Annotated in this window: 25 protein-coding genes; all 25 read left to right on the plus strand. The window is 37.2% G+C overall.

Annotation, left to right across the window (positions count from 1 at the left end; all coding sequences use genetic code 11):
• Position 1: 1 nt before the first annotated feature.
• The 25 genes from B1A77_RS07145 (at position 2) to trkA (ending at position 25,435) form a co-directional block, all read left to right on the plus strand.
• Entirely contained in the window at positions 2-658 is a 657-nt protein-coding gene (locus B1A77_RS07145) for an amino acid ABC transporter permease (RefSeq protein ID WP_004693053.1), read from the plus strand.
• A complete protein-coding gene (locus tag B1A77_RS07150; RefSeq protein ID WP_012864269.1) occupies positions 655-1,380 on the plus strand; it encodes an amino acid ABC transporter ATP-binding protein in 726 nt (241 codons plus the stop codon). Before B1A77_RS07145 ends, B1A77_RS07150 begins: the two co-directional genes overlap by 4 nt.
• A gap of 506 nt (positions 1,381-1,886) precedes the next feature.
• Positions 1,887-2,084 (plus strand): cold shock domain-containing protein, encoded by a 198-nt coding sequence (locus B1A77_RS07155; protein WP_004693056.1) that lies wholly within the window; start codon positions 1,887-1,889, stop codon positions 2,082-2,084.
• A gap of 241 nt (positions 2,085-2,325) precedes the next feature.
• The gene (gene hpf, locus B1A77_RS07160) at positions 2,326-2,853 is read left to right on the plus strand and encodes a ribosome hibernation-promoting factor, HPF/YfiA family (RefSeq protein WP_008600782.1); all 528 of its coding nucleotides are present in this window, start codon (positions 2,326-2,328) and stop codon (positions 2,851-2,853) included.
• Positions 2,854-3,071: 218 nt separating this feature from the next.
• On the plus strand, positions 3,072-5,507 hold the full coding sequence (gene secA / locus B1A77_RS07165) for a preprotein translocase subunit SecA (RefSeq protein ID WP_004693148.1): 2,436 nt from the start codon (positions 3,072-3,074) through the stop codon (positions 5,505-5,507).
• Positions 5,508-5,627: 120 nt separating this feature from the next.
• Positions 5,628-6,735, plus strand: a protein-coding gene (prfB, locus tag B1A77_RS07170) for a peptide chain release factor 2 (protein WP_237301753.1) whose coding sequence is annotated in 2 segments (ribosomal slippage) — positions 5,628-5,684 and positions 5,686-6,735 — 1,107 coding nt in all. Because the reading frame shifts where the segments join, the coding sequence is not laid out codon by codon here.
• Between the two features lie 8 nt (positions 6,736-6,743).
• Positions 6,744-7,439, plus strand: coding sequence for an LmeA family phospholipid-binding protein (locus B1A77_RS07175; RefSeq protein ID WP_004697145.1), 696 nt, complete (start codon positions 6,744-6,746; stop codon positions 7,437-7,439).
• A 12-nt stretch (positions 7,440-7,451) separates the two neighbouring features.
• Entirely contained in the window at positions 7,452-9,494 is a 2,043-nt protein-coding gene (locus tag B1A77_RS07180; RefSeq protein ID WP_077708375.1) for a DUF5693 family protein, read from the plus strand.
• Entirely contained in the window at positions 9,487-10,587 is a 1,101-nt protein-coding gene (csaB, locus tag B1A77_RS07185; RefSeq protein ID WP_004693157.1) for a polysaccharide pyruvyl transferase CsaB, read from the plus strand. Before B1A77_RS07180 ends, csaB begins: the two co-directional genes overlap by 8 nt.
• Before the next feature lie 33 nt (positions 10,588-10,620).
• Positions 10,621-11,457, plus strand: coding sequence for a transketolase (locus tag B1A77_RS07190; protein ID WP_012864276.1), 837 nt, complete (start codon positions 10,621-10,623; stop codon positions 11,455-11,457).
• A complete protein-coding gene (locus B1A77_RS07195) occupies positions 11,457-12,389 on the plus strand; it encodes a transketolase family protein (RefSeq protein WP_004697368.1) in 933 nt (310 codons plus the stop codon). Before B1A77_RS07190 ends, B1A77_RS07195 begins: the two co-directional genes overlap by 1 nt.
• 14 nt (positions 12,390-12,403) lie before the next feature.
• A complete protein-coding gene (gene ftsE / locus B1A77_RS07200) occupies positions 12,404-13,090 on the plus strand; it encodes a cell division ATP-binding protein FtsE (protein WP_004693165.1) in 687 nt (228 codons plus the stop codon).
• Positions 13,080-13,967, plus strand: a complete 888-nt coding sequence (ftsX, locus tag B1A77_RS07205) for a permease-like cell division protein FtsX (protein ID WP_004693167.1) — start codon at positions 13,080-13,082, stop codon at positions 13,965-13,967. The genes ftsE and ftsX overlap by 11 nt, the downstream gene beginning before the upstream one ends.
• A 5-nt stretch (positions 13,968-13,972) precedes the next feature.
• A complete protein-coding gene (locus B1A77_RS07210; protein WP_077708653.1) occupies positions 13,973-15,154 on the plus strand; it encodes a murein hydrolase activator EnvC family protein in 1,182 nt (393 codons plus the stop codon).
• Position 15,155: 1 nt separating this feature from the next.
• Positions 15,156-16,295, plus strand: coding sequence for a S41 family peptidase (locus B1A77_RS07215; protein WP_008600791.1), 1,140 nt, complete (start codon positions 15,156-15,158; stop codon positions 16,293-16,295).
• A 17-nt stretch (positions 16,296-16,312) separates the two neighbouring features.
• Positions 16,313-17,584 (plus strand): GTPase ObgE, encoded by a 1,272-nt coding sequence (gene obgE, locus B1A77_RS07220; protein ID WP_077708376.1) that lies wholly within the window; start codon positions 16,313-16,315, stop codon positions 17,582-17,584.
• Positions 17,585-17,592: 8 nt separating this feature from the next.
• Positions 17,593-17,877: a ribosome assembly RNA-binding protein YhbY gene (gene yhbY / locus B1A77_RS07225; RefSeq protein ID WP_004693176.1), complete on the plus strand. Its 285-nt coding sequence runs from the start codon at positions 17,593-17,595 to the stop codon at positions 17,875-17,877.
• Positions 17,878-17,948: 71 nt separating this feature from the next.
• Complete coding sequence (gene proB, locus B1A77_RS07230; RefSeq protein ID WP_004693178.1) at positions 17,949-19,070, plus strand: glutamate 5-kinase; 1,122 nt, start codon at positions 17,949-17,951, stop codon at positions 19,068-19,070.
• Positions 19,071-19,079: 9 nt separating this feature from the next.
• Positions 19,080-20,339 (plus strand): glutamate-5-semialdehyde dehydrogenase, encoded by a 1,260-nt coding sequence (locus B1A77_RS07235; protein ID WP_004697040.1) that lies wholly within the window; start codon positions 19,080-19,082, stop codon positions 20,337-20,339.
• Between the two features lie 139 nt (positions 20,340-20,478).
• The gene (gene nadD, locus B1A77_RS07240) at positions 20,479-21,093 is read left to right on the plus strand and encodes a nicotinate-nucleotide adenylyltransferase (RefSeq protein ID WP_004693184.1); all 615 of its coding nucleotides are present in this window, start codon (positions 20,479-20,481) and stop codon (positions 21,091-21,093) included.
• A gap of 3 nt (positions 21,094-21,096) precedes the next feature.
• Positions 21,097-21,666, plus strand: a complete 570-nt coding sequence (gene yqeK, locus B1A77_RS07245) for a bis(5'-nucleosyl)-tetraphosphatase (symmetrical) YqeK (RefSeq protein WP_004693186.1) — start codon at positions 21,097-21,099, stop codon at positions 21,664-21,666.
• Between the two features lie 12 nt (positions 21,667-21,678).
• Positions 21,679-22,800, plus strand: coding sequence for an LCP family protein (locus tag B1A77_RS07250; protein ID WP_021148082.1), 1,122 nt, complete (start codon positions 21,679-21,681; stop codon positions 22,798-22,800).
• Between the two features lie 16 nt (positions 22,801-22,816).
• Positions 22,817-23,179: a ribosome silencing factor gene (gene rsfS / locus B1A77_RS07255; RefSeq protein ID WP_021148083.1), complete on the plus strand. Its 363-nt coding sequence runs from the start codon at positions 22,817-22,819 to the stop codon at positions 23,177-23,179.
• 1 nt (position 23,180) lies between these two features.
• On the plus strand, positions 23,181-24,089 hold the full coding sequence (locus tag B1A77_RS07260) for a CvfB family protein (protein ID WP_024061794.1): 909 nt from the start codon (positions 23,181-23,183) through the stop codon (positions 24,087-24,089).
• A gap of 5 nt (positions 24,090-24,094) precedes the next feature.
• Positions 24,095-25,435, plus strand: a complete 1,341-nt coding sequence (gene trkA / locus B1A77_RS07265; protein ID WP_008713810.1) for a Trk system potassium transporter TrkA — start codon at positions 24,095-24,097, stop codon at positions 25,433-25,435.
• Positions 25,436-25,444 lie beyond the last annotated feature (9 nt).

Consider the following 25,444-nt stretch of genomic DNA (forward strand, 5'->3'; position numbering starts at 1 on the left):
TATGAGTTTTAATTGGGGGTTAATTGCGGATAATTTACCGCTCTTGCTACAAGGTGCTCTAGTGACTGTAGAAATTACAGCCATGTCTGTAGGTTGTGGTTTTTTTATCGGTCTTTTAGTATCTTTAGCAAATTTATCTAAATTTAGATTAGTTAGATTGCTTGCAAAATGTTATGTAGATATCATTCGTGGTACACCATTACTGGTGCAAATTTTCCTAATCTATTTTGCCTTGCCTATGATTACAGGTCAACGGATTGATCCATATATTGCGGCTGTTACCGCATGTAGTATTAACTCTGGTGCTTATGTATCTGAAATTTTCCGTGCTGGTATTCAATCTATTGATAAAGGTCAAATGGAGGCCGGTCGTTCTCTTGGTTTAACTTGGGGACAAACCATGCGTTACATCATTATGCCTCAAGCTTTTAAAGCAATTATTCCTCCGTTAGGGAACGAATTTATTGCCATGTTGAAAGATTCCTCTTTAGTTTCTGTTATCGGTTTCGAGGAGTTGACACGTCGTGGTCAATTAATCATTGCTAAAACCTATGCATCCTTTGAAATCTGGGGTACGGTTGCTGTGATTTACCTTATTATGACAGTGACTATCTCACAATTAGTTGGATATCTTGAAAGGAAATATAGCATTAAATGATTAAATTAGAAAATGTACATAAATCTTTTGGTAAAAATGAAGTACTAAAAGGTATTAATTTACATATTGAACAAGGTCAAGTTGTTGTAATCATCGGTCCTTCTGGTTCTGGTAAAAGTACGGTACTGCGCACTATGAACTACTTGGAGGAACCTACATCTGGTAAGGTTATCGTAGATGGCATGGATCTTTCTGATAAGAAAAAGTTAAATGACGTTCGTGCTGAAGTAGGAATGGTTTTCCAAAACTTTAATTTGTTCCCACATATGACGGTTATGGAAAACCTTACCTTAGCACAAACTAAGGTTCGTAAAACATCTATGGAAGAGGCTAAGAAGATAGGTCAAGCTTTACTTGATCGAGTAGGTTTGGCGGATAAAGCCAACGCATACCCTGATTCTTTGTCAGGGGGTCAAAAGCAGCGTGTTGCTATTGCTCGCGCTTTAGCTATGAAACCAAAAGTAATGCTTTTTGATGAACCTACTTCAGCTCTTGATCCTGAAATGGTTAGTGAAGTGCTAGATGTTATGAAGTCTTTAGCTGAGGAAGGTATGACGATGGTCATCGTTACTCATGAAATGGGCTTTGCGAAAAAGGTAGCGGATAGAGTGTTATTTGTTGATGGTGGATTGATTTTAGAAGATAATACACCTGAACGCGTATTTGATGCACCTACCAATGAAAGAACAAAATCATTCTTAGATAAAATTTTGTTAGATTAAATAATATAATTATAGGAAGCAAATTCTAGAATTAGAAATTGCTTCCTGTTTTTTTACATTAAATTTAACCTATCTATTTATATTATATATGTATAGCTTAATATCTATTAATATATTTGATAACCTTTAGAGTGAATTTATTAATTATAAAGAGTTTGTATAAAGATTTACAGGGTAGATTAATCTGAAAAACACGATTATTGCTATAAATATTTGTGATATAACAATAATTTATACAGTCATTTTTAAAAACAATAATTTTTAATTCACATATTTTTATGATTATAAAAATATACAATTAATTTATAGGGCTTATATAATTATTTATGACATGTATAGATATAGGGATTTTTGAGATTTACAGCAAATGATATTCTTATTTCTAGTGTTTGTATATTCATTAAAAATGTAAATATTGTTGTTTGATATTTTATACATGCTGTGTTATGATACACATATAGAGCAAGACAGTAAGACAATATATATATTTTTAGGAGGATGTTACCATGTTAGGTAAAGTAAAATGGTTCAGCGCAGAAAAAGGTTATGGTTTTATTGAACGTGAAGACGGTAGCGATGTATTTGTACACTACTCTGCAATCCAAGACGAAGGTTTCAAATCTTTGACTGAAGGTCAAAATGTAGAATTTGAGATTGTTGATGGAAACCGTGGACCTCAAGCCGCTAACGTTGTTAAAGCGTAACTACATACCAAAAAAATTATAAAAACAATATATAATTGGACCCTGATAGTATATACTATCAGGGTTTTTGATTTTCTATATATATTTTATACATAATTCTACAAAAAATATAAGATTTTTAGATAAAAAAGAAGGAGTTTTACAGTTGGATGTAGAAATACTAAATATAACACGAGAGATAAGGTTATATAATACCACACACTCGCATCTCGTGGATGATTTTTAGAAAGGGTGTTGACTTATGAAAGTAGCAATTAGAGGAAAAAACATTGAAGTAACAGATGCCTTAAGAGCATATATCGAAAAAAGATTGAGTAAATTGACTCGTTACTTCGATGATGAGTTAAATGCACAAGCGGTTTTATCCGTTGTAAAAGATAAATCTACAATTGAACTTACATGCTTTGTTGATAAAATCGTTCTTCGTGGTGTGGAAACCAACGATGATATGTATGCAGCTATTGATTTAGTAGTAGATAAAATTGTTCGCCAAATCCATAAATATAAAACTCGTTTGGCTAAACGTTTCAAAAAACAAGAAGCTTTCCATCCTGAAGCTTTGGCAACTCCTGTGGAAGAAGAAACTATTGAAGTTGTAAAACGCAAACACTTTGTTGTGCGTCCTATGGATGTTGAGGAAGCGATTTTACAAATGAATCTTATTGGTCATGATTTCTTTATGTTCTTCAATGCTGAAACTGAATCGATGAACGTTGTATATCGTAGACATGATGGTTTCTATGGTTTGATCGAGCCAGAACTTCAATAATATATAATGTCGGCTGAACTTAATCCTAACTCCTTTCTACTTTAAATCAGCCGATTATTATATTAAGGTGGATGACTTAAAATAGTCATCCACCTTTTTTGCCAAAATAATATTATAAATAATCTTGAAATGCCTTGAATTCTTTGACTATTCAAGGCTTTTTCGTTATAATAAGTTAGATAAAATAATGTAAGATGTCCCGTAGAGGAGTGATTTGTTTGTTAAGCTTTTTACAAAGGCTATTAGGCAATAATAACGCAAAAGAAATTAAAAAAATGCGTGCTATTGCAGATCATATTAATGAAATTGAACCTAATTATATTAAATTAAGTGATGCTAACTTAGTGGCAAAAACTGATGAGTTTAAACGTCGTTTGCAAAAAGGGGAAACGTTAGACGACCTATTGCCAGAAGCATTCGCTGTAGTTCGTGAAGCATCTAAACGCGTTTTAGGCATGCGTCATTTCGATGTACAGTTAATGGGGGGCATTTGCCTTCATAATGGTAATATCGCGGAGATGCGTACTGGTGAAGGTAAAACATTAGTAGCTACATTGCCCGTATATTTGAATGCATTGACCGGTAAGGGTGTACACGTTGTAACAGTAAATGATTATTTGGCGACTCGTGATAGCGAGCAAATGGGACGTTTATATAATTTCTTAGGACTTTCCACGGGTCTTATTGTGGCTAATCTTGACTTTAATCAACGTAAAGAAGCCTATGCGTGTGATATTACATATGGTACAAATAATGAGTTTGGTTTTGACTATTTACGCGATAACATGGTAACCGATGTTGTTCAAATGGTACAACGACCATTGAATTATGCCATTGTGGATGAAGTAGACTCCATTCTTATTGATGAAGCAAGAACACCATTAATTATCTCAGGCCCTGGTCAACGTTCCACTGATAATTATTATAAATTGGCTAAAATTGTTCCTCACCTTATAAAAGATGAAGACTATGTTATCGATGAAAAACAAAAAACTATTGCCCCTACAGATTCTGGCATCGCAAAGGTTGAAAAAATGCTTGGTGTTGAAAACCTATATGATGCAGAAAATATCGAGTTGAATCATTTGCTTGGTGCTTCTTTGCGTGCCTATGCTATGATGCATCGTGATACAGACTATGTGGTTAAAGATGGTGAAGTTGTTATCGTCGATGAATTTACGGGCCGTTTGATGTTTGGACGCCGTTACTCTGATGGTTTGCATCAGGCTATTGAGGCTAAAGAAGGTTTGAAAGTTGAACGCGAAAGCCAAACCTTAGCATCTGTTACATTCCAGAACTATTTCCGTATGTATGATAAATTATCAGGCATGACAGGTACTGCTAAAACAGAGGAAAAAGAATTTATCGATATTTATGGATTAGAGGTTATACCAATTCCACCAAATAAGCCTTTAATCCGGATGGATTTGCCTGATCAAATTTTTAAAACTAAAGCTGCTAAATATCGTGCTGTAGTACGAAATGCAGTAGAACGCCACCAAATAGGGCAACCTATTCTGATTGGTACTACATCTATTACACAGTCTGAAGAACTTTCAGACATGTTGTTGCGTGCAGGTGTACCTCATAAAGTATTGAATGCTAAACATCATGAACAAGAAGCAGAAATCGTTGCAGCTGCTGGCCAAATGGGAATGGTAACAATCGCTACTAATATGGCTGGTCGTGGTACAGATATTACTCTTGGAGAAGGTGTGCCAGAACTAGGTGGTTTAGCAATTCTGGGGACAGAACGCCATGAAAGCCGACGTATCGATAATCAATTACGCGGACGTGCTGGTCGTCAAGGGGATCCTGGTTCTTCTCAATTCTTCTTATCATTAGAAGATGACTTAATGCGTATCTTTGGTGCTGATAATATTACAGGTATCATGGATAAACTTGGTATGGAAGAGGATGAACCTATCGAGCATTCTTTGATTACTAAATCTATTGAACGTGCTCAAAAGAAAGTAGAGGATCATAACTATAATATTCGTAAATATGTACTCGAGTATGATGATGTTATGAATCAACAACGTGAAGTATTATACGAACAACGACGTCGTATTTTACGTAACGAATCCTTGCGTGAAACAATTAATGAAATGATTGACAAGCTTGTTACCGAATCTGTAGATGCTTATGCTGATGAAAAGCTCTATCCAGAAGAATGGGATTATGAAGGTCTCTATAAACATTTAAGTCAATATTTCTTAACAGAGGAGATTATGTCTTCTCAAGATATGGAAGAATATAGTCGTCAAGACTTATTAGAACGCTTATTAGAAATTGCTCATGAAGAGTATCAAGATCGCGTTGATATGCTTGGAGAGGCTATGTTTAGTCAACTTGAAAAGGCGATTATGTTGCGCGTTGTTGATAATAAATGGATGGAACATTTGGATAATATGGATATGCTACGAGAAGGTATTGGCCTCCGTGCATATGGTCAAAAGAATCCGTTGGTAGAATATAAGTTTGAAGCTTTCGATATGTTCCAAAACATGATTGCAGCTATTCAAGATGAGACAATCATGGCATTATATAAAATTCGTGCACAATTGATTCAAGAAATCGAAGAACCAGTTGATCACTTAGAAGGTGCACAATCCCATCATGAAGATGTGTTGGAGCCACAAAACATAGATTAAGATTTGTGAATGGCACGTTGCTCAAAGGGATTTCCACTGGGCAACGGCCATTTTTCTATTTTGTTAAGGTAATAGTTTATTGATGTAATAGGCTAATTAACTAAAGGTGGTGAACATAAATTGTTAGAAGATTTAAAACCGATTATTTCTAATCTAGAAGAACGTATTTATGGGATGAGGGATTCACTTTAACATCGCTCAGAAGGAAGACCGAATATTTACACTTGATGTACAGATGAGTGATCCTACATTTTGGGATAATCCAGATAAAGCTCGTGAGATTTCTCAAGAGGCCACACAACTAAAAAATGCTGTAGAAAGCTATAAGCAACTTGTTAGTGATATTGAAGATGCTAATATGATGCTTGAAATGGCTATAGATGAAGATGACCTCTCCATGGAGAGTGAAATCAAGGAATATGTTAAGCAAATAGAAGAAACCTTGGAAAAGCAAGAAGTACTTTTATTGTTAAGTGGTGAATATGATGCAAATAATGCTATTTTAACATTTCATGCTGGTGCTGGTGGGACGGAGGCACAAGATTGGTGTTCTATGTTAATTCGCATGTACTTGCGCTGGGCTGAAAAATCTGGCTTCTCCATCGAGTTAATGGATGAACAACCTGGTGATGAAGCAGGGATAAAATCTGCTACATTCCTTGTTAAAGGTGAAAATGCCTTTGGTTACTTGAAGTCTGAGAAAGGTGTGCATCGTCTCGTTCGTATTTCACCATTTGATGCCGCGGCTCGACGTCATACATCATTTGCTGCTGTCGATGTAATGCCTGAAATCGATGATACTGTAGAAATTAATATCGATATGAAAGACGTTCAAGTTGATACATATCGTGCTAGTGGCGCTGGTGGTCAGCATATTAATAAAACCGATTCTGCTGTTCGTATGACCCATAAGCCAACAGGTATTGTAGTACAATGCCAAACACAACGTTCTCAAATGCAGAATAGAGAACAAGCTTTACGTTTGTTACGGGCGAAACTATTTGAGTTAGAGCTCGAAAAGCAAGCTAAACTTAAAGAACAGATTGGAGGTACCTACCAAGCAATTGAGTGGGGGAGTCAAATTCGTTCCTATGTATTCCATCCATATAATCTTGTTAAGGATCATCGTACTAGTGTAGAAACTGGTAATGTTCAAGCTGTTATGGATGGCAACTTAGACCCATTTATCGAAGGTTTCTTAAAAAAAGAGGCTAACTTAACAATTTAGGAGATACTATGAAAAAGTTTTTACTATTCCTATTAGTGCTAATTATTGCTCTTGTAGTGGCATCCCAATTTTTATTACCATCTTTTATTGGCTCTCGTATTGAAAGTCAATTAAATGAAACATTGAAACCAACGGCTCAAACAGTAAATGTTGAGGCTCAACCTGCTTTCAAAATTTTATATGGTGAGGTGGATCGTGTTTATGGCACTTTGGAGAATATTAAACTGGGTAAATTGAATTTTGCTAGCTTCCGATTTGATGCTAAACAAATTTTTGTTAATCCAATTTCTTTATTAGCTAGTCAACAAATTGATATCGTTAGTGTTGGGAATGCTAGTATTGATGGGACTATTAATAAAGCTGATTTAGGGACTTTCTTAAGTAATGAAGCAGGTAGTGATATTCAAGACGTACAAGTTGACATTAGTAAAGATAATATCAGCCTAACCGGTAAAATGAATGTAGGCATGGTGTTTAAAGGGGATGTTAAATTAGATGGGAATTTAGAGTTAAAGGGCAATACATTATTGTTTTCACCTAAAAAGTTCACCATAAATGGTGCTACAATTCCTGGTATGACATCTAATGTGTTAGAAAGTACTCAAATTTATGACTTTAACAATTTTCCAATTCCTGTAAAAGCGGAAAGTTTAACTGTTGATAATGGTGAAATTCTCATTAAAGTTAAACCTGTACTCAACTAGAAAGGATTTGTCGTGAATCATCGGAACGCACAAAAAAGTAAGTACTCATGGATTCTTATACTTTGTATTATTATAGGTCTTTTATCTTCCTTATACTTAGTATTTGAACGCCATCAGATTGAGAAATCTCAAAATCATATTGAAAATATTGTAGACTATGATGCAGTTTTACGAGCCAGCGCCTTTGAAAAGCGTAGTCAACAAGAAGCTTTTGATGCATTACGTAATGCTGGTGTGACTGCTTTTGCTATTTATGATCGCACGTTAGAAAAAGCAAAAGATGCGGGCCAAGTTAAAGTATTAAGCTCTGAAGAGATGGACTCTGTTCGTGTTAATGGCGCTGCGATTAAACCTGGGGCGACTTATGTGGCATTAATTTCAGGTAAAGAAGGTTATTATAAAGAAATTCGAGAGGATTTATACCACCGTATTGGCAAGGACAAGGTGAAAGAGCTTAATACAAGTATTGGTCCTGTTCTTGAATTGTATGGTGCAACAGCAGATAGCTATGCAAAGATGAATCTTGGTATTTCAAAGTTGCAAGCACAAGAGGTTGTAGATCGTGGTTTCAATGTTATCGTTCGTCCAACAAACTATAGAAACGTAACATCTGAAGATATTCAATATGTATTTAAACGACTTGAAGGCATTCCTCATGTAACAGGGATGATTTTTGCTGGTAAAGAAGCTCTAGGTGCACCTAATTTAACGGATGAAACATTAGCATTACTAAATAAAAACCATATTCCACTAGTTGGTATCGAAGCTGTAAATCAGTTGCAGTATGAGCCACAACAAGGTTTCTTGGAAATGGCGGCCAAAAATAATTATAGTGTAGGTCGTGTGTATACTATCGCTAAAGAGGAGTTAAAGAAAATTACCCCTGAAGAAGCGGCACAACGCTTTTACATTAGTGATATAGAGCGAAATATTCGTTTTAACTTGTTTCCGATGTATGAAACAGGTATAAATAATGAAACTGTATTACAGACTACAATCAACTATATTAACATAGCTACAGAGAAATTGGCTGTAAAAGGTTATGAATTTGGTCCAGCGGATATTTATCCTGCTTATACACCAAATCCATTATTAGTAGTTATTACAATGATCGGGGCTATAGCACTTTTTGTATATGTTCTACAAATGATGTTACCAATGTCTAAGCATACGCAACTTGTGGCCTTTTTTGGAATTTCTTTGGCATCCATTGTTGTATTTATTCTTACAAGTGGTACCTTAATTACTCAAATATGGGCTCTATCTAGTGCTATTATGGCTCCTGTAGGTGCTATGATACGCTTGATGGAAGAGTGGCGCCGTTATGATGGTGCACGTCCATTAGGTGCCATTAAGTCTACGATTCTTGCCTTATTATATCTTGTAATTGCTGCATTATTTGCTGCTATTGGCGGAATGTATATCGCATCTTTATTGGGCAATACGAAATTCTTTATGGAGTTTGCTCTCTTTAGAGGTGTTAAGTTGACCTTTGTTCTGCCAATTATTTTAGTTATTATTGCGTACCTTCAACGATTCCCATTGTGGAACGGCCGCATGATTAATTCCAAAGAAGAAGCGAAAACATTTGTAGTGGAATTCTTAACTATGGATGTTAAATTATATGTATTCTTTATAATAGCAGCACTTGGTGGTGCAGTATGGGTATTTGTTGGCCGTAGTGGACACACTGCAGGTGTTCCTGTACCAGGCTTTGAACTTATGCTACGTCGTTTTCTTGAAAATACAATGTATGCGAGACCGCGTGAAAAAGAGTTCATTATTGGTCATCCTGCTTTAATGCTAGCTACCTTTGCGTTCATGCGTAAGTGGCCTACAGTAATTCATTTCTTGTTAACTCTAGCTGGTGTTATTGGCATTGCTTCGATGGTTGAAACCTTCTGTCATCTTAGAACGCCAGTGTTCATGTCCATCATGCGTGGTTATGATGGTTTGTTAATTGGCGCCCTTTTTGGAGTGCTTCTTATCATCGCAGTACGGTTTATGATGTACGTAACACAATGGTCCCAAGCTAGGGAGGTTGACCATGAGTAATATTGTTATCTCTGGTTATTATGGCTTTGGTAATGCTGGTGATGAGGCCATGCTTTGTGCTATTATCGATGCTATTCGTAAAGAAGAGGCTGATGCACATATTACTGTAATTTCTGGTAATCCTAAAGAGACTAGTAAAAAGCATAATATTAATGCTGTAGGTACATTTTCTGCATTGGGTATCTTAAAAGCAATTGCTCATTCGGATCTTGTTATTAGTGGTGGTGGTAGTTTATTACAAGATGCTACTAGTATTCGCAATACTTACTATTACTTAAGTATTATGGCGTTAGCAAAGTTGCTTGGGAAAAAAGTAATGCTATACTCCCAAGGTATTGGTCCTTTAAATCGTTCATCAACACGTCGTGCCGTTGGATTTGTATTGCGTTTTGTAGATACTATTACAGTTAGAGATTCTATTTCAAAGGATGAACTAGTTTCTTTGGGAATTGAAGATGTAGAAGTTACTGCAGATGCGGTATTGGCCATGCAACCAGCAGATCTTTCAATTGGCTCTCATATTCTGAAAGGGTATATATCTAAAATATCTGAAGCAGATGAACAACGTAAACGAATTGGTGTGGCGGTTCGTAGTTGGAAAGAGGATACAGAGTATAGAGAATCCTTAGCTAATGTATTGAGCAGATTACAAGAACAAGATAATGTGGAAATTATCTTTATTCCTATGTCACATCCTGAGGATACAAAAGAGGCTAAGATCATTGCCAGCTATATGCCGAATGGCGCTATTGTGCTAGAAGGTCCGTTCTCTACAGAGCAACAAGTGTCATTATCTGGAAATGTGGACCTCATGATTGGTATACGTCTTCACGCTTTAGTTTTTAGTTCTTTAATGGGAAAACCAGTTATTGGTATTTCCTATGATCCTAAAATTACAAGCTTTTTACATATGATTGGTCAAGAGCCTATTGGCACAATGACTCATTTGCGTGAAGAAGCCTTATATCAATGGTGTCATAAATTGTTGAATTCTCGTGAGGAGTATCAAGCATCTTATGATCGCATTGAATCATTGCGTGTAGATTCCCAACGCAATGCAGAAATTGCTATTTCATTACTTAAAGATTATTAATATATTGGATTTTATCCAGAAAGTGAGGTCTCTATGGCTACATTAACACAAGATGTTAAACAATTAGTTCAAGAGAAGGCAAAAGCTATTCGCGTTGGTATTGTACAGTCTGTAACGGCAGCGAAATCCGGTCACCCAGGTGGTTCATTATCCATCGCCGATGTGATGGCCTTGTTGTACTATGTTGAGATGAATGTAGATCCAGCAAATCCAAAAGCTCCTAATAGAGATCGTTTTGTCCTTTCTAAAGGTCATGCAGCGCCTGCACTATACGCTACATTGGCTGAAAAAGGTTATTTCCCTAAAGAAGAACTCTTGAACTTACGTAAAATTAATCATATGTTACAAGGCCATCCTGATATGAAACACACACCAGGTGTAGATATGTCTACAGGTTCTTTAGGACAAGGCATTTCTGCGGCTTGTGGTATGGCATTGGCAGGCAAAATTGATAATGCAGATTACCGTGTATACTCTATTCTTGGTGATGGTGAGCTTGAAGAAGGTCAAGTGTGGGAAGCTGCAATGTTTGCTGGCTTTTATAAACTGAATAATTTGACAGCTTTTGTCGATTTTAACGGTCTTCAAATTGATGGTGATATTACTAAAGTTCTTTCTCCATTACCAATTCCAGAAAAGTTCAAAGCTTTCAATTGGAATGTTATTGAAGTTAATGGTCATGACCTTGATGAGCTTCATAATGCTATTGAAACTGCGAAAGCTTTCACAGAAGGCCCAACATGTATTATCATGCATACTGTAAAGGGTAAAGGCGTTGAAGAGATGGAAGGTCAAGCAGGCTGGCATGGTAAAGCACCAAGTGAAGAGCAAGGTGTAGCCTTTGTTAATGAAATTATGGGGGTGCAATAATGGGTAAAGCAACACGTGAAGCATATGGTAATGCGCTAGCTCGCATTGGTAAAGAGAATACTAATATTATCGTACTAGATGCGGATTTATCCAAATCTACTAAAACAGATACATTTAAAGCTGTGTGCCCGGAACGTTTCTTTAACGTAGGTATTGCAGAGCAAAACTTGATTTCTGTTGGTGCTGGACTTGCAGCGGCAGGTAAGATTCCATTTGTATCATCTTTCTCCATGTTTGCTACAGGACGTGCATTTGAACAAATTCGCAATGCTGTATGCTATCCTAAATTAAACGTGAAAGTATGTGCTACACATGCGGGCATTACTGTTGGTGAGGATGGTGCAACGCACCAAAGTTTAGAGGATATTTCCTGTATGCGTACATTGCCAAATATGACTGTAGTGGTGCCTGCTGATGAGCGTGAAACAGAGGCTGTTATCGAATGGGCTGCATCTTATAACGGCCCAGTATACGTTCGTTTGGGGCGTGCTGGTGTAGATGATGTAACAACAGAAGGCTACTCATTTGTGCCAGGTAAATCTACTATTTTGGTAGATGGTTCTGATGTTACAATTATTGCTTGTGGTGCATTAGTTGGACCTGCTGTAGAGGCATCTAAAACTTTATCTGAATCTAATATATCTGCACGTGTTATTAATATGGCATCTATTAAACCTATTGATGCTGAAGCAATTATAAAAGCCGCTGCGGAAACTGGTGCTATCGTTACAGCTGAAGAACATAATATTATTGGTGGCCTCGGTTCTGCTGTATCTGAAGTAGTAGTATCTAATAAGCCTGTACCTATGGAATTCGTTGGTGTCCAAGATACATTTGGGGAGAGTGGAACACCAAAAGAACTAATGGCAAAGTATGGCTTAACTGCCAATGATATTGTAGAAGCCGTAAAACGTGTAATCGCTCGTAAATAATCAAAGGGGATCCCATGATTGAATTTAAGAATGTTAGTAAAGTCTATGATAATGGTTCTGTTGCATTAGACGATGTGTGTTTAACCATTAACGATGGTGAATTTGTTCTCGTTTGTGGTCACAGTGGTGCAGGGAAATCGACATTATTTAAGTTATTAACACATGAGGTAGTGCCAGATGCTGGTACTGTCATTGTTGATGACTTTGATGTTACGCGTATGAAGCGCAGTAAAATTCCTAAATTGCGGAGAAAGCTTGGCGTTGTATTCCAAGACTTCCGATTATTGCCTAATAAAACGGTAGCAGAGAATATTGCTTTTGCTCTTGAAGTTATTGAAGAAAAACCAAAAATTATTAAAGAAAAGGTGAGTCATGTATTAGACCTTGTTGGTTTATCTGAGAAGGCTAATGATTTACCAGAGGATCTTTCTGGCGGGGAACAACAACGTGTTGCTATTGCGCGTGCAATTGTTAATCGCCCAACAGTATTAATTGCTGATGAACCTACTGGTAACCTTGATCCTGATACTAGTAAGGATATTGTTGAATTGTTTAAGCATATTAACAATTTCGGCACTACCGTTATTATGGTTACCCATAATATGGATCTTGTTTCATACTTGAATAAACGCGTTATTCGTTTAAAAGACGGCCGTGTTCAAAGTGATAATATGAGAGGTGCAGAAATTAATGAAGCCTAGAACGATAAAATACTATTTTAAAGAAGCACTGAAGTCTATGAAACGTAATGGACTTATGACATTAGCGTCCATTTCTACAGTGGCTTTATCCTTATTTATGCTCGGTGTATTCCTTTGTGGTGTCATTAATTTGAATAACATGGCATCCAGTCTAGAAAATCAAGTACAGTTAAGTATTTACTTAAAGGATGGCTTAACAACTGATCAAATTATGGCAGTAGGAAAGCAAATTAAGGCTATACCTAACTTAAAGCATTTAGAATTTGTTAATAAAGAGCAAGCTATGAAGGAGTTCAAAGAACGCCTTGGTGATCAGCAACAATTGGTGAATGCTTTAGGTGATGTAAATCCGTTGCCTAACTCATATGTGTTAACCTTTGATAATCCTAGCGATGTAAAAGCAACTGCAAAATTAGCTACGACATTCCAAGGCGTAGAAAGTACACACTATGGTCAAGATATTGTAGAAGAGCTTTTCCGCATTACGCAAGTAATTCGTATTGGTGGGATTGTATTGATTGCTTTCCTAGCAGCTGCAACACTATTCATCATTTCAAATACAATTCGGTTGACTGTATTCGCACGTCGTAAAGAAATTGCAATCATGAAATATGTAGGTGCTACTAATGGATTTATTCGTTGGCCATTTTTGATTGAAGGCATGTTGTTAGGCTTAATTGGTGCTATCATTGCCGTTCTTTGCGTTGGTGAATTTTATCACTTCATCACAATGGAAGTTTCTGAATCATTAGCATTCTTCCCTTTAGTACCAATGTTCCCATTCTTCTATGATGTAGCCCTTTATATCTTAGGTGGCGGCATAGTAGTAGGTGCTATTGGTAGTACTATTTCTTTGAAACAATACATGAAGGTGTAATGTTTATGAATAATAGTATATTTAAATCTCGCTTCGTAGCGGCAATTTTGACTGGTATAGTGGTATTGGGAACACCATTATACATCGTTGCAGAGGACGAAGATTTAACAAATCAACTTGATTCAATTCAACAACAAGTTAATCAACAAAATGCTAAAAAGGCAGATGCTGAAACTGTAATAGTCAGTGTATCCGAACAGTTACGTCAAATCGAAGAACAATTACGTCAGGCTCAGCAACAATTGGATTCTATTCAACAACAACGTATAGCTGTTGAAAATGATATTACAGTGAATGAAAAATTACTTGCTGAAGCACAAAAGCGACTAGAAGGGCGAGAAGCCGTATTTTATAAGCGTGTACTTGATATTTATATTAATGGTCGTTTAAGTTACTTAGATGTAGTTATTGGATCTAAAGATTTTACAGACTTTGCTAATCGTTTAGAAATTTTAAAACGAATTATTGATTCTGATATTAAATTAATTGAGGAAATCAAAAAAGAGCGCGCTGAAATAGCGGCTCGAAAGCAAGCACTAGAACAGTCTCGCGCAAAACTAGTTGAGCTTGAAAAAGCAGCTGCGGCAAAACGAGCTGAAATAGAGCAAAAGAAGAAAGAACGTGAGGTAGTTCTTCAAAAGGCTCAAAATGATCGTGCTACAGCAATGCAAGCAGTAGAAGAATTAAATGCATCTTCTGCACAGATTACAGCGTTATTGAAAGCACGTCAAGCAGAGCGTGCCGCTGCTCGTGCTGCAGCAGCGGCTCAACAATCTTCACCAACTTACTCTTGGGTACAAGGGTCTGGTCAACTTGGCTGGCCTGTAAGTGGTGAAATTACCTCTCCATATGGCTATCGTACACATCCGATTTGGGGCACTACAATTTATCATTCTGGCATTGATATTGGTGTTGATGAAGGTACACCTGTTCATGCTGCAGATGGTGGTACTGTTGCTTGGTCGGGTTGGATGGGTGGCTATGGTTATGCCGTAGTTATCGATCATGGTAATGGCATGTCTACTCTTTATGGACATAATTCTGAACTTGCTGTCTCTGAAGGGCAAGACGTAGGTAAGGGTCAGGTTATTGCCTATGCTGGTAGCACAGGTAATAGTACAGGGCCACATGTACATTTTGAAGTTCGTATAAGTGGGGATCCTGTGGATCCTATGGGATATTTATAATATGAAATTTGATACACGTACAGTGTTATGGAGTCTATTGAAATATATAGGCTCTGGCATTGTTATTATGTGGCTTACATTTTGGTATCTTTCCGGTTCATTCTGGGGGCTACCAAGATTATTTATAGCCTATTATACTGCGAGTCAAGTTTTTATGACACCTATGGCTAAAACTACCCTTTATGATGGTATGCTAAAGGGGTTAATTGACTCTTTGGGAGAACCACATAGTGTTTATTTAAATGCAGAAGAATATAAATCCATGAAAATGCAAACATCTGCAACATATGCTGGTGTTGGTATGGTTCTTGGTACTGATGATAAAGGTCTATATGCAGTTAGCGTAATGGAAGACCAACCAGCTTTTAAAGCTGGAATTAAACCTGGAGACCACATTATTGCTATCGATGGACAATCCACTACTGAAATTCCGGTAGAGGAAGCATCTTCTCGTATTCGTGGCGAAGCTGGTACTACCGTATCTTTAGATATTGAACGTAATGGTGAAAAGTTGCATTTTGATATCACTCGTGAATCCATAGTTTTGCCTACTGTTAAAAGTAAAATGCTTACTAGCACAGTTGGATATATTCGTATTAGTCAGTTTGCAGAAAATACCGCAGAAGATTTTGCCACTCAATATAAAGAGCTTCAATCTCAAGGTATGAAGGCCCTTGTCTTGGACCTACGAGATAATCCAGGCGGTTTATTATCTACTACTGAAAAGATATCTAACTATATTATGCCTCCAGGTACACTCGTAACAGTACAAAATCGATCAGGTAAAAAGGATACTTATAAGTCAGATGGACCTGATGTAGCTATGCCATTGGTTGTTTTAGTTAATAAGGGCTCTGCTAGTGCATCAGAAATCATAGCAGGGGCTGTTCAAGATCGTAAATTAGGCACTATCGTAGGTACTAATACATATGGTAAAGGTACCGTTCAAACTATTTTCCCTAGTTTAGATGATGAAGGAATTAAAGTAACTATTGCTAAGTACCACACGCCAAGTGATCGTGTTATTGATGGAACAGGTATTAAACCTGATGTAGAAATCGATTTACCAAAAGGTGTACATCCATCTAGTACATTAGATGATATTCAAATTAAAAAAGCATTAGAGCTATTACAGCAATAATGCATAGGAGTTAAATTATGTTTATAGATAGAGCGCGCGTCTTTGTTAAAGCTGGTGACGGTGGGGATGGTATGTCCAGCTTCCGTCGAGAAAAATACGTGCCAAATGGCGGCCCTAGTGGTGGTGATGGTGGTAAAGGTGCGGATGTTGTTTTTAAAGCTGACAAGAATATTAATACGCTTGTAGACTTTAGATATAAACGTCAGTTTAAGGCACCAGCTGGCGGTAATGGTGAAAGCTCTAATAAGCACGGTCGAGGTTCCGATCCTCTTATCATTCCAGTTCCATTGGGTACAGTAATTAAAGATGAGGAAACAGGAAAAATCTTTTGCGACCTTGTCAACGATGGCGATACCTTTGTTATTGCAAAAGGTGGTCGTGGCGGTCGTGGTAATGCTCGATTCCAAACTAGTGCTAACCGTGCACCAACCTTTGCAGAAAAGGGTGAACCTGGTGAAGAATTCTGGTTACAATTAGAGCTTAAAGTATTAGCTGATGTAGGTTTATTAGGTTATCCATCTGTTGGTAAATCTAGTATTTTGCGAAAAGTATCTAAAGCTCAACCAGAGGTGGCAGCGTATCACTTTACTACACTAACACCAGTACTCGGGGTAGTTACAATTTCTGGAGATCGTAGCTTTGTTTTGGCTGATATTCCGGGTCTTATTGAAGGGGCTAGTGAAGGTGTAGGTCTAGGTCACAATTTTCTACGTCATGTTGAACGTACGAATATTTTAATTCATGTTCTAGATGTATCTGGTATGGAAGGCCGAGACCCTAAGGTCGACTTTGATGCGATTAATGAAGAGTTACGTAAATACTCTGAAAAATTGGCTAATAAGAAACAAATTATAGCTCTCAATAAGATCGATATGGTCTTTGATGACACGACGATTCCCGAAACAAAAAAATATTTTGAAGATAAAGGCTATGAAGTATTTCTCATTAACGCCTTAAGTGGTGAAGGTTTGTCAGAGCTTATGGAACGAGCTTACTACTATGTAGAAAACTACGAACCAGAGCCTGAAGCAAATGATGACACAGTTGTATACGAAGCAAAACAAGATGTAGAATTTGTCATTACTCGTGGTGATGATGCTGCTTTCTACATTACTGGTAAACGTATTGAACGATTAGTAGCTATGACAAATCTTGACGATGATCAATCTCTTCGTAGATTCCAACGCATTTGGTGCTTTATGGAGCTTGATGCAAAATTGAAGGAAAAAGGCTGTAAAGACGGTGATGAAGTTGTAATCGGCGATCAGCGCTTTACTTTCCAAGAGTAGGAGTAATAATGACAGGAAAACAAAAACGGTATTTACGTTCATTGGCGGCTACAATACCACCGGTTGTCCAAATTGGTAAAAATGGTTTAGAGGATAGCGTTATAGATAGTGCTCGTGCAGCGATTACAGCACGTGAGCTTATTAAGGTTAAATTACATAATAATAGTCCTGAAGATAAGACAATTTTTCAAGACTTAGCAGATATGCTTGGCGCTGAACTAGTTCAAGTGATTGGTTTTAATGGTGTTTTATATAAAGCTAAAAAAGAACCTAAAATCATTTTGCCAAAATAATTTTATATCTAGTAGATCATAAAAATTTGTATACATCGTAGTTAAGAATTTCAACCTTAGGAGGTTAGTCTATGCGCAGCGCCATCGTTAATGCAAAACGAATTGTAGTCAAAGTTGGTAGCAGTACGCTTTGTTACACTAACGGACATTTAAATTTGGAGCGTATTGAAAGATTAGTGCGCCAATTATCAGATTTGGCTAACCAAGGTAAAGAGATTATTCTTGTTTCCTCTGGTGCTACTGGTGCAGGTCTTGCCCCTTTAGGCTTTAAAGAAAAGCCTAGAGATCTCGTATTAAAACAAGCAGCTGCTGCAGTAGGTCAAGGTATTCTCATTCATATGTACGAGCGCATGTTTCGAGAATATGGTCGAACCGTAGGGCAAATTCTTTTAACGAAAGAGGATAGTACTGGACGACATAGTTATCTTAACTTGCGTAATACATTACATACTTTATTGCAACTTAACGTTATTCCTATTATTAATGAAAATGACGTGGTTGCTATCGAAGAATTTAAAATCGGTGATAACGATACATTATCTGCTACTGTTGCAGGTATTGTAGATGCAGATTTACTTATCATTTTGTCAGATATTGAAGGCTTATATACAGCTAACCCAGCCACTAATCCAGATGCTACTTTGATAGAAACTGTTTCTGAAATTAACGATGAAACCTATGCTATTGCAGGTGGTGCTGGTTCTAATATGGGAACGGGTGGTATGTATACAAAAATTAAAGCTGCTCATATGGCAACAAATTCTGGTGTACCAATGGTTATTACCTCAGGTGAAGTAGAGGATTCTGTTCGTCGTGTATGTAAGGGTGAACAAATTGGGACACTCTTTGAAGCCCATGATGCAAGTTTATCTGGTAAACATCATTGGTTAGCTTTTGGTAAACGATTAAAAGGCTCCATTACGATTGATGACGGGTGTGCTCGCGCTGTTTTAGATAAGGGTGCTAGCATTCTGCCCGCTGGTATTATTGAAGTAGAGGGGACTTTTGGACCTGGTGATACAATTTCCATTTATCATGATCATAAGGAAATTGGTCGTGGACTTATTAATTATAGTATTGATGATATGAAGGCGATTAAAGGTCACAATACAAATGATATAGCCGAGATTCTGGGTATTAATACGACCTATGATGAGGCTGTACATCGTAATAATCTAGTTTTATTACACTGAGGAAATCCTATGAACCAGTATGAAAAAATTTGTAAAGATATGGGCCAGAGAGCTAAAACGGCATCTTTTGAATTAGCCCAACTCGACCAAGAAACTTTAGATTCTGCATTGTTAGCAATTGCTGATGCTGTAGAAGCACAAACAGATGAAATTATGGCGGCTAATGAGTTAGACCTAGAAAAATCTGTTGACTATAATTTACCTCGAACTATGATAGATCGATTGACTTTGACACCTAGTCGCATTGCTTTAATGGCAGAAGGGGTGCGTCAAGTGGCTGCTCTTGAAAGTCCTGTAGGTTCCATTATAGAAACAATCACTCGTCCTAATGGTTTGATTATTGAAAAGCGATCCGTACCTTTTGGTGTAATTGGTATTATCTTTGAAGCCCGTCCTAATGTAACCATAGATGCAGGTGTTCTTTGTTTAAAGACAGCAAATGCTACAATTTTACGAGGTGGTAAGGAGGCATTTCACACGAATCAAATCATCGTGTCTATCATGCGGAATACCTTAGAGTCGTTAGGTATTAATGGTGACTCTATTCAACTCGTTGAGGTGCTTGATCGAGATCTGGTTGGAGTACTTTTACAACAACGGGAATATATTGATGTAATCATTCCACGTGGGGGTGCTGGACTTATTCGTCGTGTTGTAGAAGATAGTAGTATCCCTGTTATTGAAACTGGTAGCGGTGTATGTCATACCTTTGTTGATGAATTTGCTGATTTAGAGATGGCTTTAGAAATTGCAGTCAATGCTAAAGTCCAACGTCCATCTGTATGTAACTCTATGGAAACCTTACTAGTTCATCAAGCTGTGGCTAGAGAGTTTTTACCACGCCTTAATATAGCACTACTAGAATATGGTGTTCGTATTCATGGTGATGAGGCTGTAGCTCAATATATGGTAAATACAATTCCTCTAACAGAAGAGTCTTTCAGCACAGAATACAATGATATGGACTTAAATGTGCGTATCGTTGAAAATCTTGAAGAAGCTATTGATCATGTGAATCGGTATACTACACATCACTCTGAGGCTATTATCACAGATGAACCTATGCGTGCTAATGTGTTTATGAATTTAGTGGATTGCTCTACTGTGTATCATAATGCATCTACACGTTTTACAGATGGCTTTGAGTTTGGCTTTGGTGCTGAGATTGGCATTAGTACACAAAAACTCCATGCTCGAGGTCCTATGGGGTTACAGGCTCTAACATCTTATAAATATTTTGTATTTGGAGAAGGCCAAGTACGGACGTGAAGAAATTATATTATTTTTTAAGGGCATACTATAGATACATTCAAACACCAAAGGGACGATATGAATGGATATCCTATATAAAAGCATTGCTCATATTCATCATTATTTGTGTCATTGTCATTAAGGGAGTGACCACATTATGGTAGATAAACGTCGTATAGGTATAATTGGTGGAACATTTAATCCCATTCATTTAGGTCATCTAATGATTGCAGAGGTGGCTTGTGAAAGCTTTAATTTAGAAAAGGTTATCTTTGTACCTGCTCGTATTCCACCACATAAGCAACATGATGTGATTGATAGTCATCATCGCTATGCTATGACGGCGGCCGCAGTTTCGGATAATCCAAATTTTGAAATTTCTGATGTAGAGATGCGCCGAGAAGGCCCTTCGTATACCGTTGATACGATTCAATATTTTAAAAAACTATATGGTCCTACTGTTGAATTTTACTTTATTGCAGGGACTGATACTATTCGTGCATTACCGACTTGGAAATTTATAGATGAACTTATAGATGAGGTTCATTTTATTGGAGCTACTAGGCCAGATGGATCAAGTGCTATTGATTCTACTTTGGATGAGTTAGGATCTAAAGCACGTGAAAAAATACATGTTATGGAAGTGCCTGAAATGAAATTGTCTGCTACGTATTTACGAGAGCGCTTACGGTCTGGAAAGACCGTTCGTTATATGTTGCCTAAATGTGTAGTGGATTATATAGAAGAAAACCATATATATGGGAAGGAATAAATGATGTTATCGTTTGATGAAATACAACATAGGGTAAGCCAATGGATGGGGAAAAAACGTTTTAAGCATACTCTAGGTGTTGTTGAATCCGCAACTCAGTTGGCTAAACTTTATAATGTTGATGTAGAAAAAGCACGATTAGCGGCATTGCTACATGATTGTGCTAAAGAAATGCCTTTGAAAGAGATGCAAGATTTGGTGAAGGAGAATAATTACAAAGCTGATGAAGAATTATTAGCCAATGGTAATCTTTTACATGGATTAGCAGGTATGATTCGAGCTAAACTTGAGTTCTCTATAACCGATTCAGAGATTTTAGAAGCTATTCGTGTTCATACAACTGGTAAGGTGGGAATGTCTAAATTAGATAAAGTTATATTCTTAGCAGATTATATTGAACCCAATCGTGATTTTCCAGGTGTTGATGAACTTCGAAATGTGGCTAAAAAAGATCTAAATAAGGCTGTATTGCTTGGTTTTGACAATACTATTAACCACCTTATTGAGCAACATCTTTCAATTTATCCTTTGACCATTCTTGGTCGTAATGATGTATTAAAATCTTGTAAATAATGGAGTTTTTATATGGACGAACGTGAACGTGCAAGAGCTCGCCGACGTAGAAAAAGACGTCAACAAAAGCCATCTGTGAAGTGGCCTAGAGTTATTTTGGCTATTGTTGTAGTTTTCACTTTGCTCGGTGGGATAGGGTATGGCATATATAGTGGTGTATCTTATGCATATAGAGCAATTGTAGGAACTACTGAAGCTACTGAAGCCGTGACAGATAGTGGAAATAAACAGGACGCAAATACTGTATCAGTAGAGCAAAAAGGCTTAGATAAACCTTTATATATTTTGGTTATCGGCACTGATGACAATAATCCTAGTCAAGGTGATAGTCTATTCCTATTATCTGTAAACCTTGATCAAAAAACGATGGACGTTATCGGCATTCCAAGTAATAGTAAAATCGATAATCGTGATCAAACCGATGCGACTATGTTAAATAGTATTTATGAAAAAGGAGGCATTGAACTTACTAAAGCTGTTATTGAGGATATGTTCCATATTTCAATCCCGTACTATGTAGTAGTTAATCAAACTGCCTTCAAGAAAACTAATGATGTGTTAGGAAATCAGCAAATTTATGTAGAACAACCGATGGAACATATTGATGCAGAAGGCAATATAGATATTGATTTGCGACGTGGTTACCAAACTTTAGATAGTAATAATGCCTTAGCGTATTTACGATATTCAGATCCTAAACACGATACCTTTACTCGTGTGCAACGACAAGAAAGATTCCTAAAATTGTGGGTGGAACAAGAACATAATGCATTTTTCTTAACAAATGCATGGCATATTTGGCGTATTTGGGATCATTATGATAGTAATATTTCTACTTTAGATGCTATTAAGTTGGTATACAATGCGAGCAAAATAAATAAGGAAGAAATTCATTTCTATATTCTTCCTGGAGAAAAAGAGCTTATAGGTGAAACGACTTATTGGAAGGTAAACCCTACGGAAGCTCAACGTTTAGTAGGGATAACAATGGGTAATTTGCCAGCTAATGAAATGACACAATTTATATCTGCACCAACTAATAGTACGTCGAAGGTTGCACCTGAATCAGAACATAATGGTGGCACTATTACAAAGCCAACAGAACCTGGTGAGGAGAGCGGTAGTAAGCGATAAGATAAGAGGCTAAATAATGAAAAAGAAAGAAGATATTAAACAAATCGTATTAGAGCTTGCACAAGCTGCATTTGATAAAAAGGGGAGAGATATTGAGATTCTTGATTTAGAAGGAATTTCTATGTTAGGCGACTATTTCTTAATTGTTAGTGCAAATAATAGTAAGCAATCTCAAAGTATTGCTGATGAAATGGAAGATAAAGCAGCCGAATTAGGTATAACAGTACAGCATAGAGAAGGTTATCGTGAAGGTGAATGGATCTTATTGGATTTTGGCGATATAATTTGTCATGTCTTTGGTGGTGATGAATTGCGTGAATTCTACAGTCTAGAAGAATTGTGGAATGATGCTGGTCGAGTTCCATTTGAAGGAGTATAATATGGCTACAGAATTGTTGGAAAATACAATTGCCACATTAAAAGTGTTGCGTACTAGTGATCAAGGTGCTTTTTTAGATGGTCAAACTGGCAATACTAATGATGATATATTGCTTCATAAAGATCAACAAATTGCTCCTGTGGCTATCGGAGATGAAGTCGAGGTTTTTTTATATCGAGATCCAAAAGGTCGTTTAACTGCCTCTATGCGTCTACCAGCCATGAAGGTTGGCCAAATTGGTTATGTTGAGGTTATCAATACTACAAATTTTGGTTGTTTTGTTGAGGTAGGTACAGAACGTGGTATCTTTATGCCTCATGCGGAGATGCGTGGTAGACCTCAGGTAGGTGAAAAAGTATGGGTTCGTCTATATACTGATAAATCCGGTCGTTTGGCGGTATCCATGGATGTAGATGATGAAATGCGTCGTGCTTCTAAAGCTGCAACAGAAGCTATGGTAGGACAACTTGTAAAGGGGGCAATCTATAATTTAACTAGTGAGGGGGCTTTTTTTATTACCCCTGAGCGTTGGATTGCCTTTTTGCATCGTTCCGAAATGACGAGAAAGTTAAAAGTAGGGGAAATGATTGAAGGCCGTATTACTTTCAAACGTGATGATGGTCGCGTTAATGTCTCTATGCGTCCTACAAAGGAAAAGGCTCTTGTTTCAGATGGAGATATTATCATGGGGTACCTGTTAAATCGTGGGGGTAAGATGCCTTATAGTGATGAATCTTCTGCTATGTTGATTAAAGATAAATTTAACATTAGCAAATCTGCCTTCAAACGTGCTTTGGGGCATTTAATGAAAGAGAAAAAGATTGTTCAAGAGGAGGGGTGGACATTACTTACCGACATAGGTCGGCAGTGGACACCGCCTGCTAATAATGAGTCCCAAGATGAGGAATAAAGTCAATGAAAATAGTCATTGTAGGTGCTGGTAAGGTTGGTTATTCATTAGCACAACGACTTATTCAAGATGATCATGATGTATATGTCATCGACCGTTCTCCAGAACGCATTCATAATCTTGAAAATACGTTAGATGTTAGTCTAGTTCTAGGGAATGGCAGTGATGTTCAATTATTGAATGAAATCGATATGTCTGATGTTGGTATGTTTATTGCTGTTACTGATTCAGATGAGGTTAATATGCTATCCTGTTCGGTAGCAAAAATAAAAGGTGTTCCTACGACTATTGCACGCGTTCGCGATAATAGTGTGGCGGAACATATGGATGAGGAGATACGAGCTCAATTAGGTGTTGATCTCTTCATCAATCCTGAAATGGTTACAGCTCAAGAGTTATTACGAATTTTAGAAACACCATCAGCTATAGATGTTGAGGAGTTCGGACAGGGTGCTGTGCGCCTTATGGAATTCAAATTGAATAATGAATTTCCTCTATTAGGACAGCCATTAAAAGAGATTCGCTTTCCTGAAGGTGTTCTGTTAGTTGGTATTTTACGCTATGGTGAAATGATTATTCCTCATGGTGAAAGTCGATTACAGGCTGATGATAGTGTATTTTTCCTAGGTTTGAAAGAGTCCGTTTCTGAAGTGGAGAACCTTTGGTTCCATAATTATAATACATTCTATAAACGGGCTGTCATTATTGGGGCAGGTCTCTTAGGTCGGAACTTAACTGTATTACTAGAAAAAGCTGGTTTTTCTGTGAAGGTTATTGAAAAAGACTTTGACCGTTGTGAGAACCTGGCAAATCAAGTGGATAAAGCCATGGTTATCAATGGAGATGGCACTGATTTTGATTTGCTCGAAGCTGAGGAAATTGCTGATAGTGATGTAATTATTGCTCTAACTGATGACGATAAACTTAATTTACTAGTAGCACTCGTAGGTAAGCATATGGGCATCCCAAAAACCGTTGTTCGTGTGGGACGGCCAGAATATATTATGCTGATGGAGCAAGTAGGTATTGACGTTGTATTTTCTCCACGTTTATTAACAGCAAGTCAAATTTTGCGCTTTGTACGAAGTGGAGAAGGGGTTGTATCTATTTCCACCTTTGAAGGTGGTAAAGCTGAATCTATCGAAATTGAAATTACCAATGAATCGCCTGTGGCAGGTAAACAATTGAAAGATATACGTTTACCTGGGAAGGCCTTAGTAGGTGTAATTTTACGGGAAAATGAAGCTATCGTACCTCGTGGTAATACTCAAATTTTAGATGGTGATCATATCGTTCTCTTTACATTACCTGAATCGGTAAGCAAATTGCTTAAATATCTTACTTAGTAAGGAGGG

The sequence above is a fragment of the Veillonella parvula genome (assembly GCF_002005185.1).
GTDB lineage: Bacteria > Bacillota > Negativicutes > Veillonellales > Veillonellaceae > Veillonella > Veillonella parvula_M.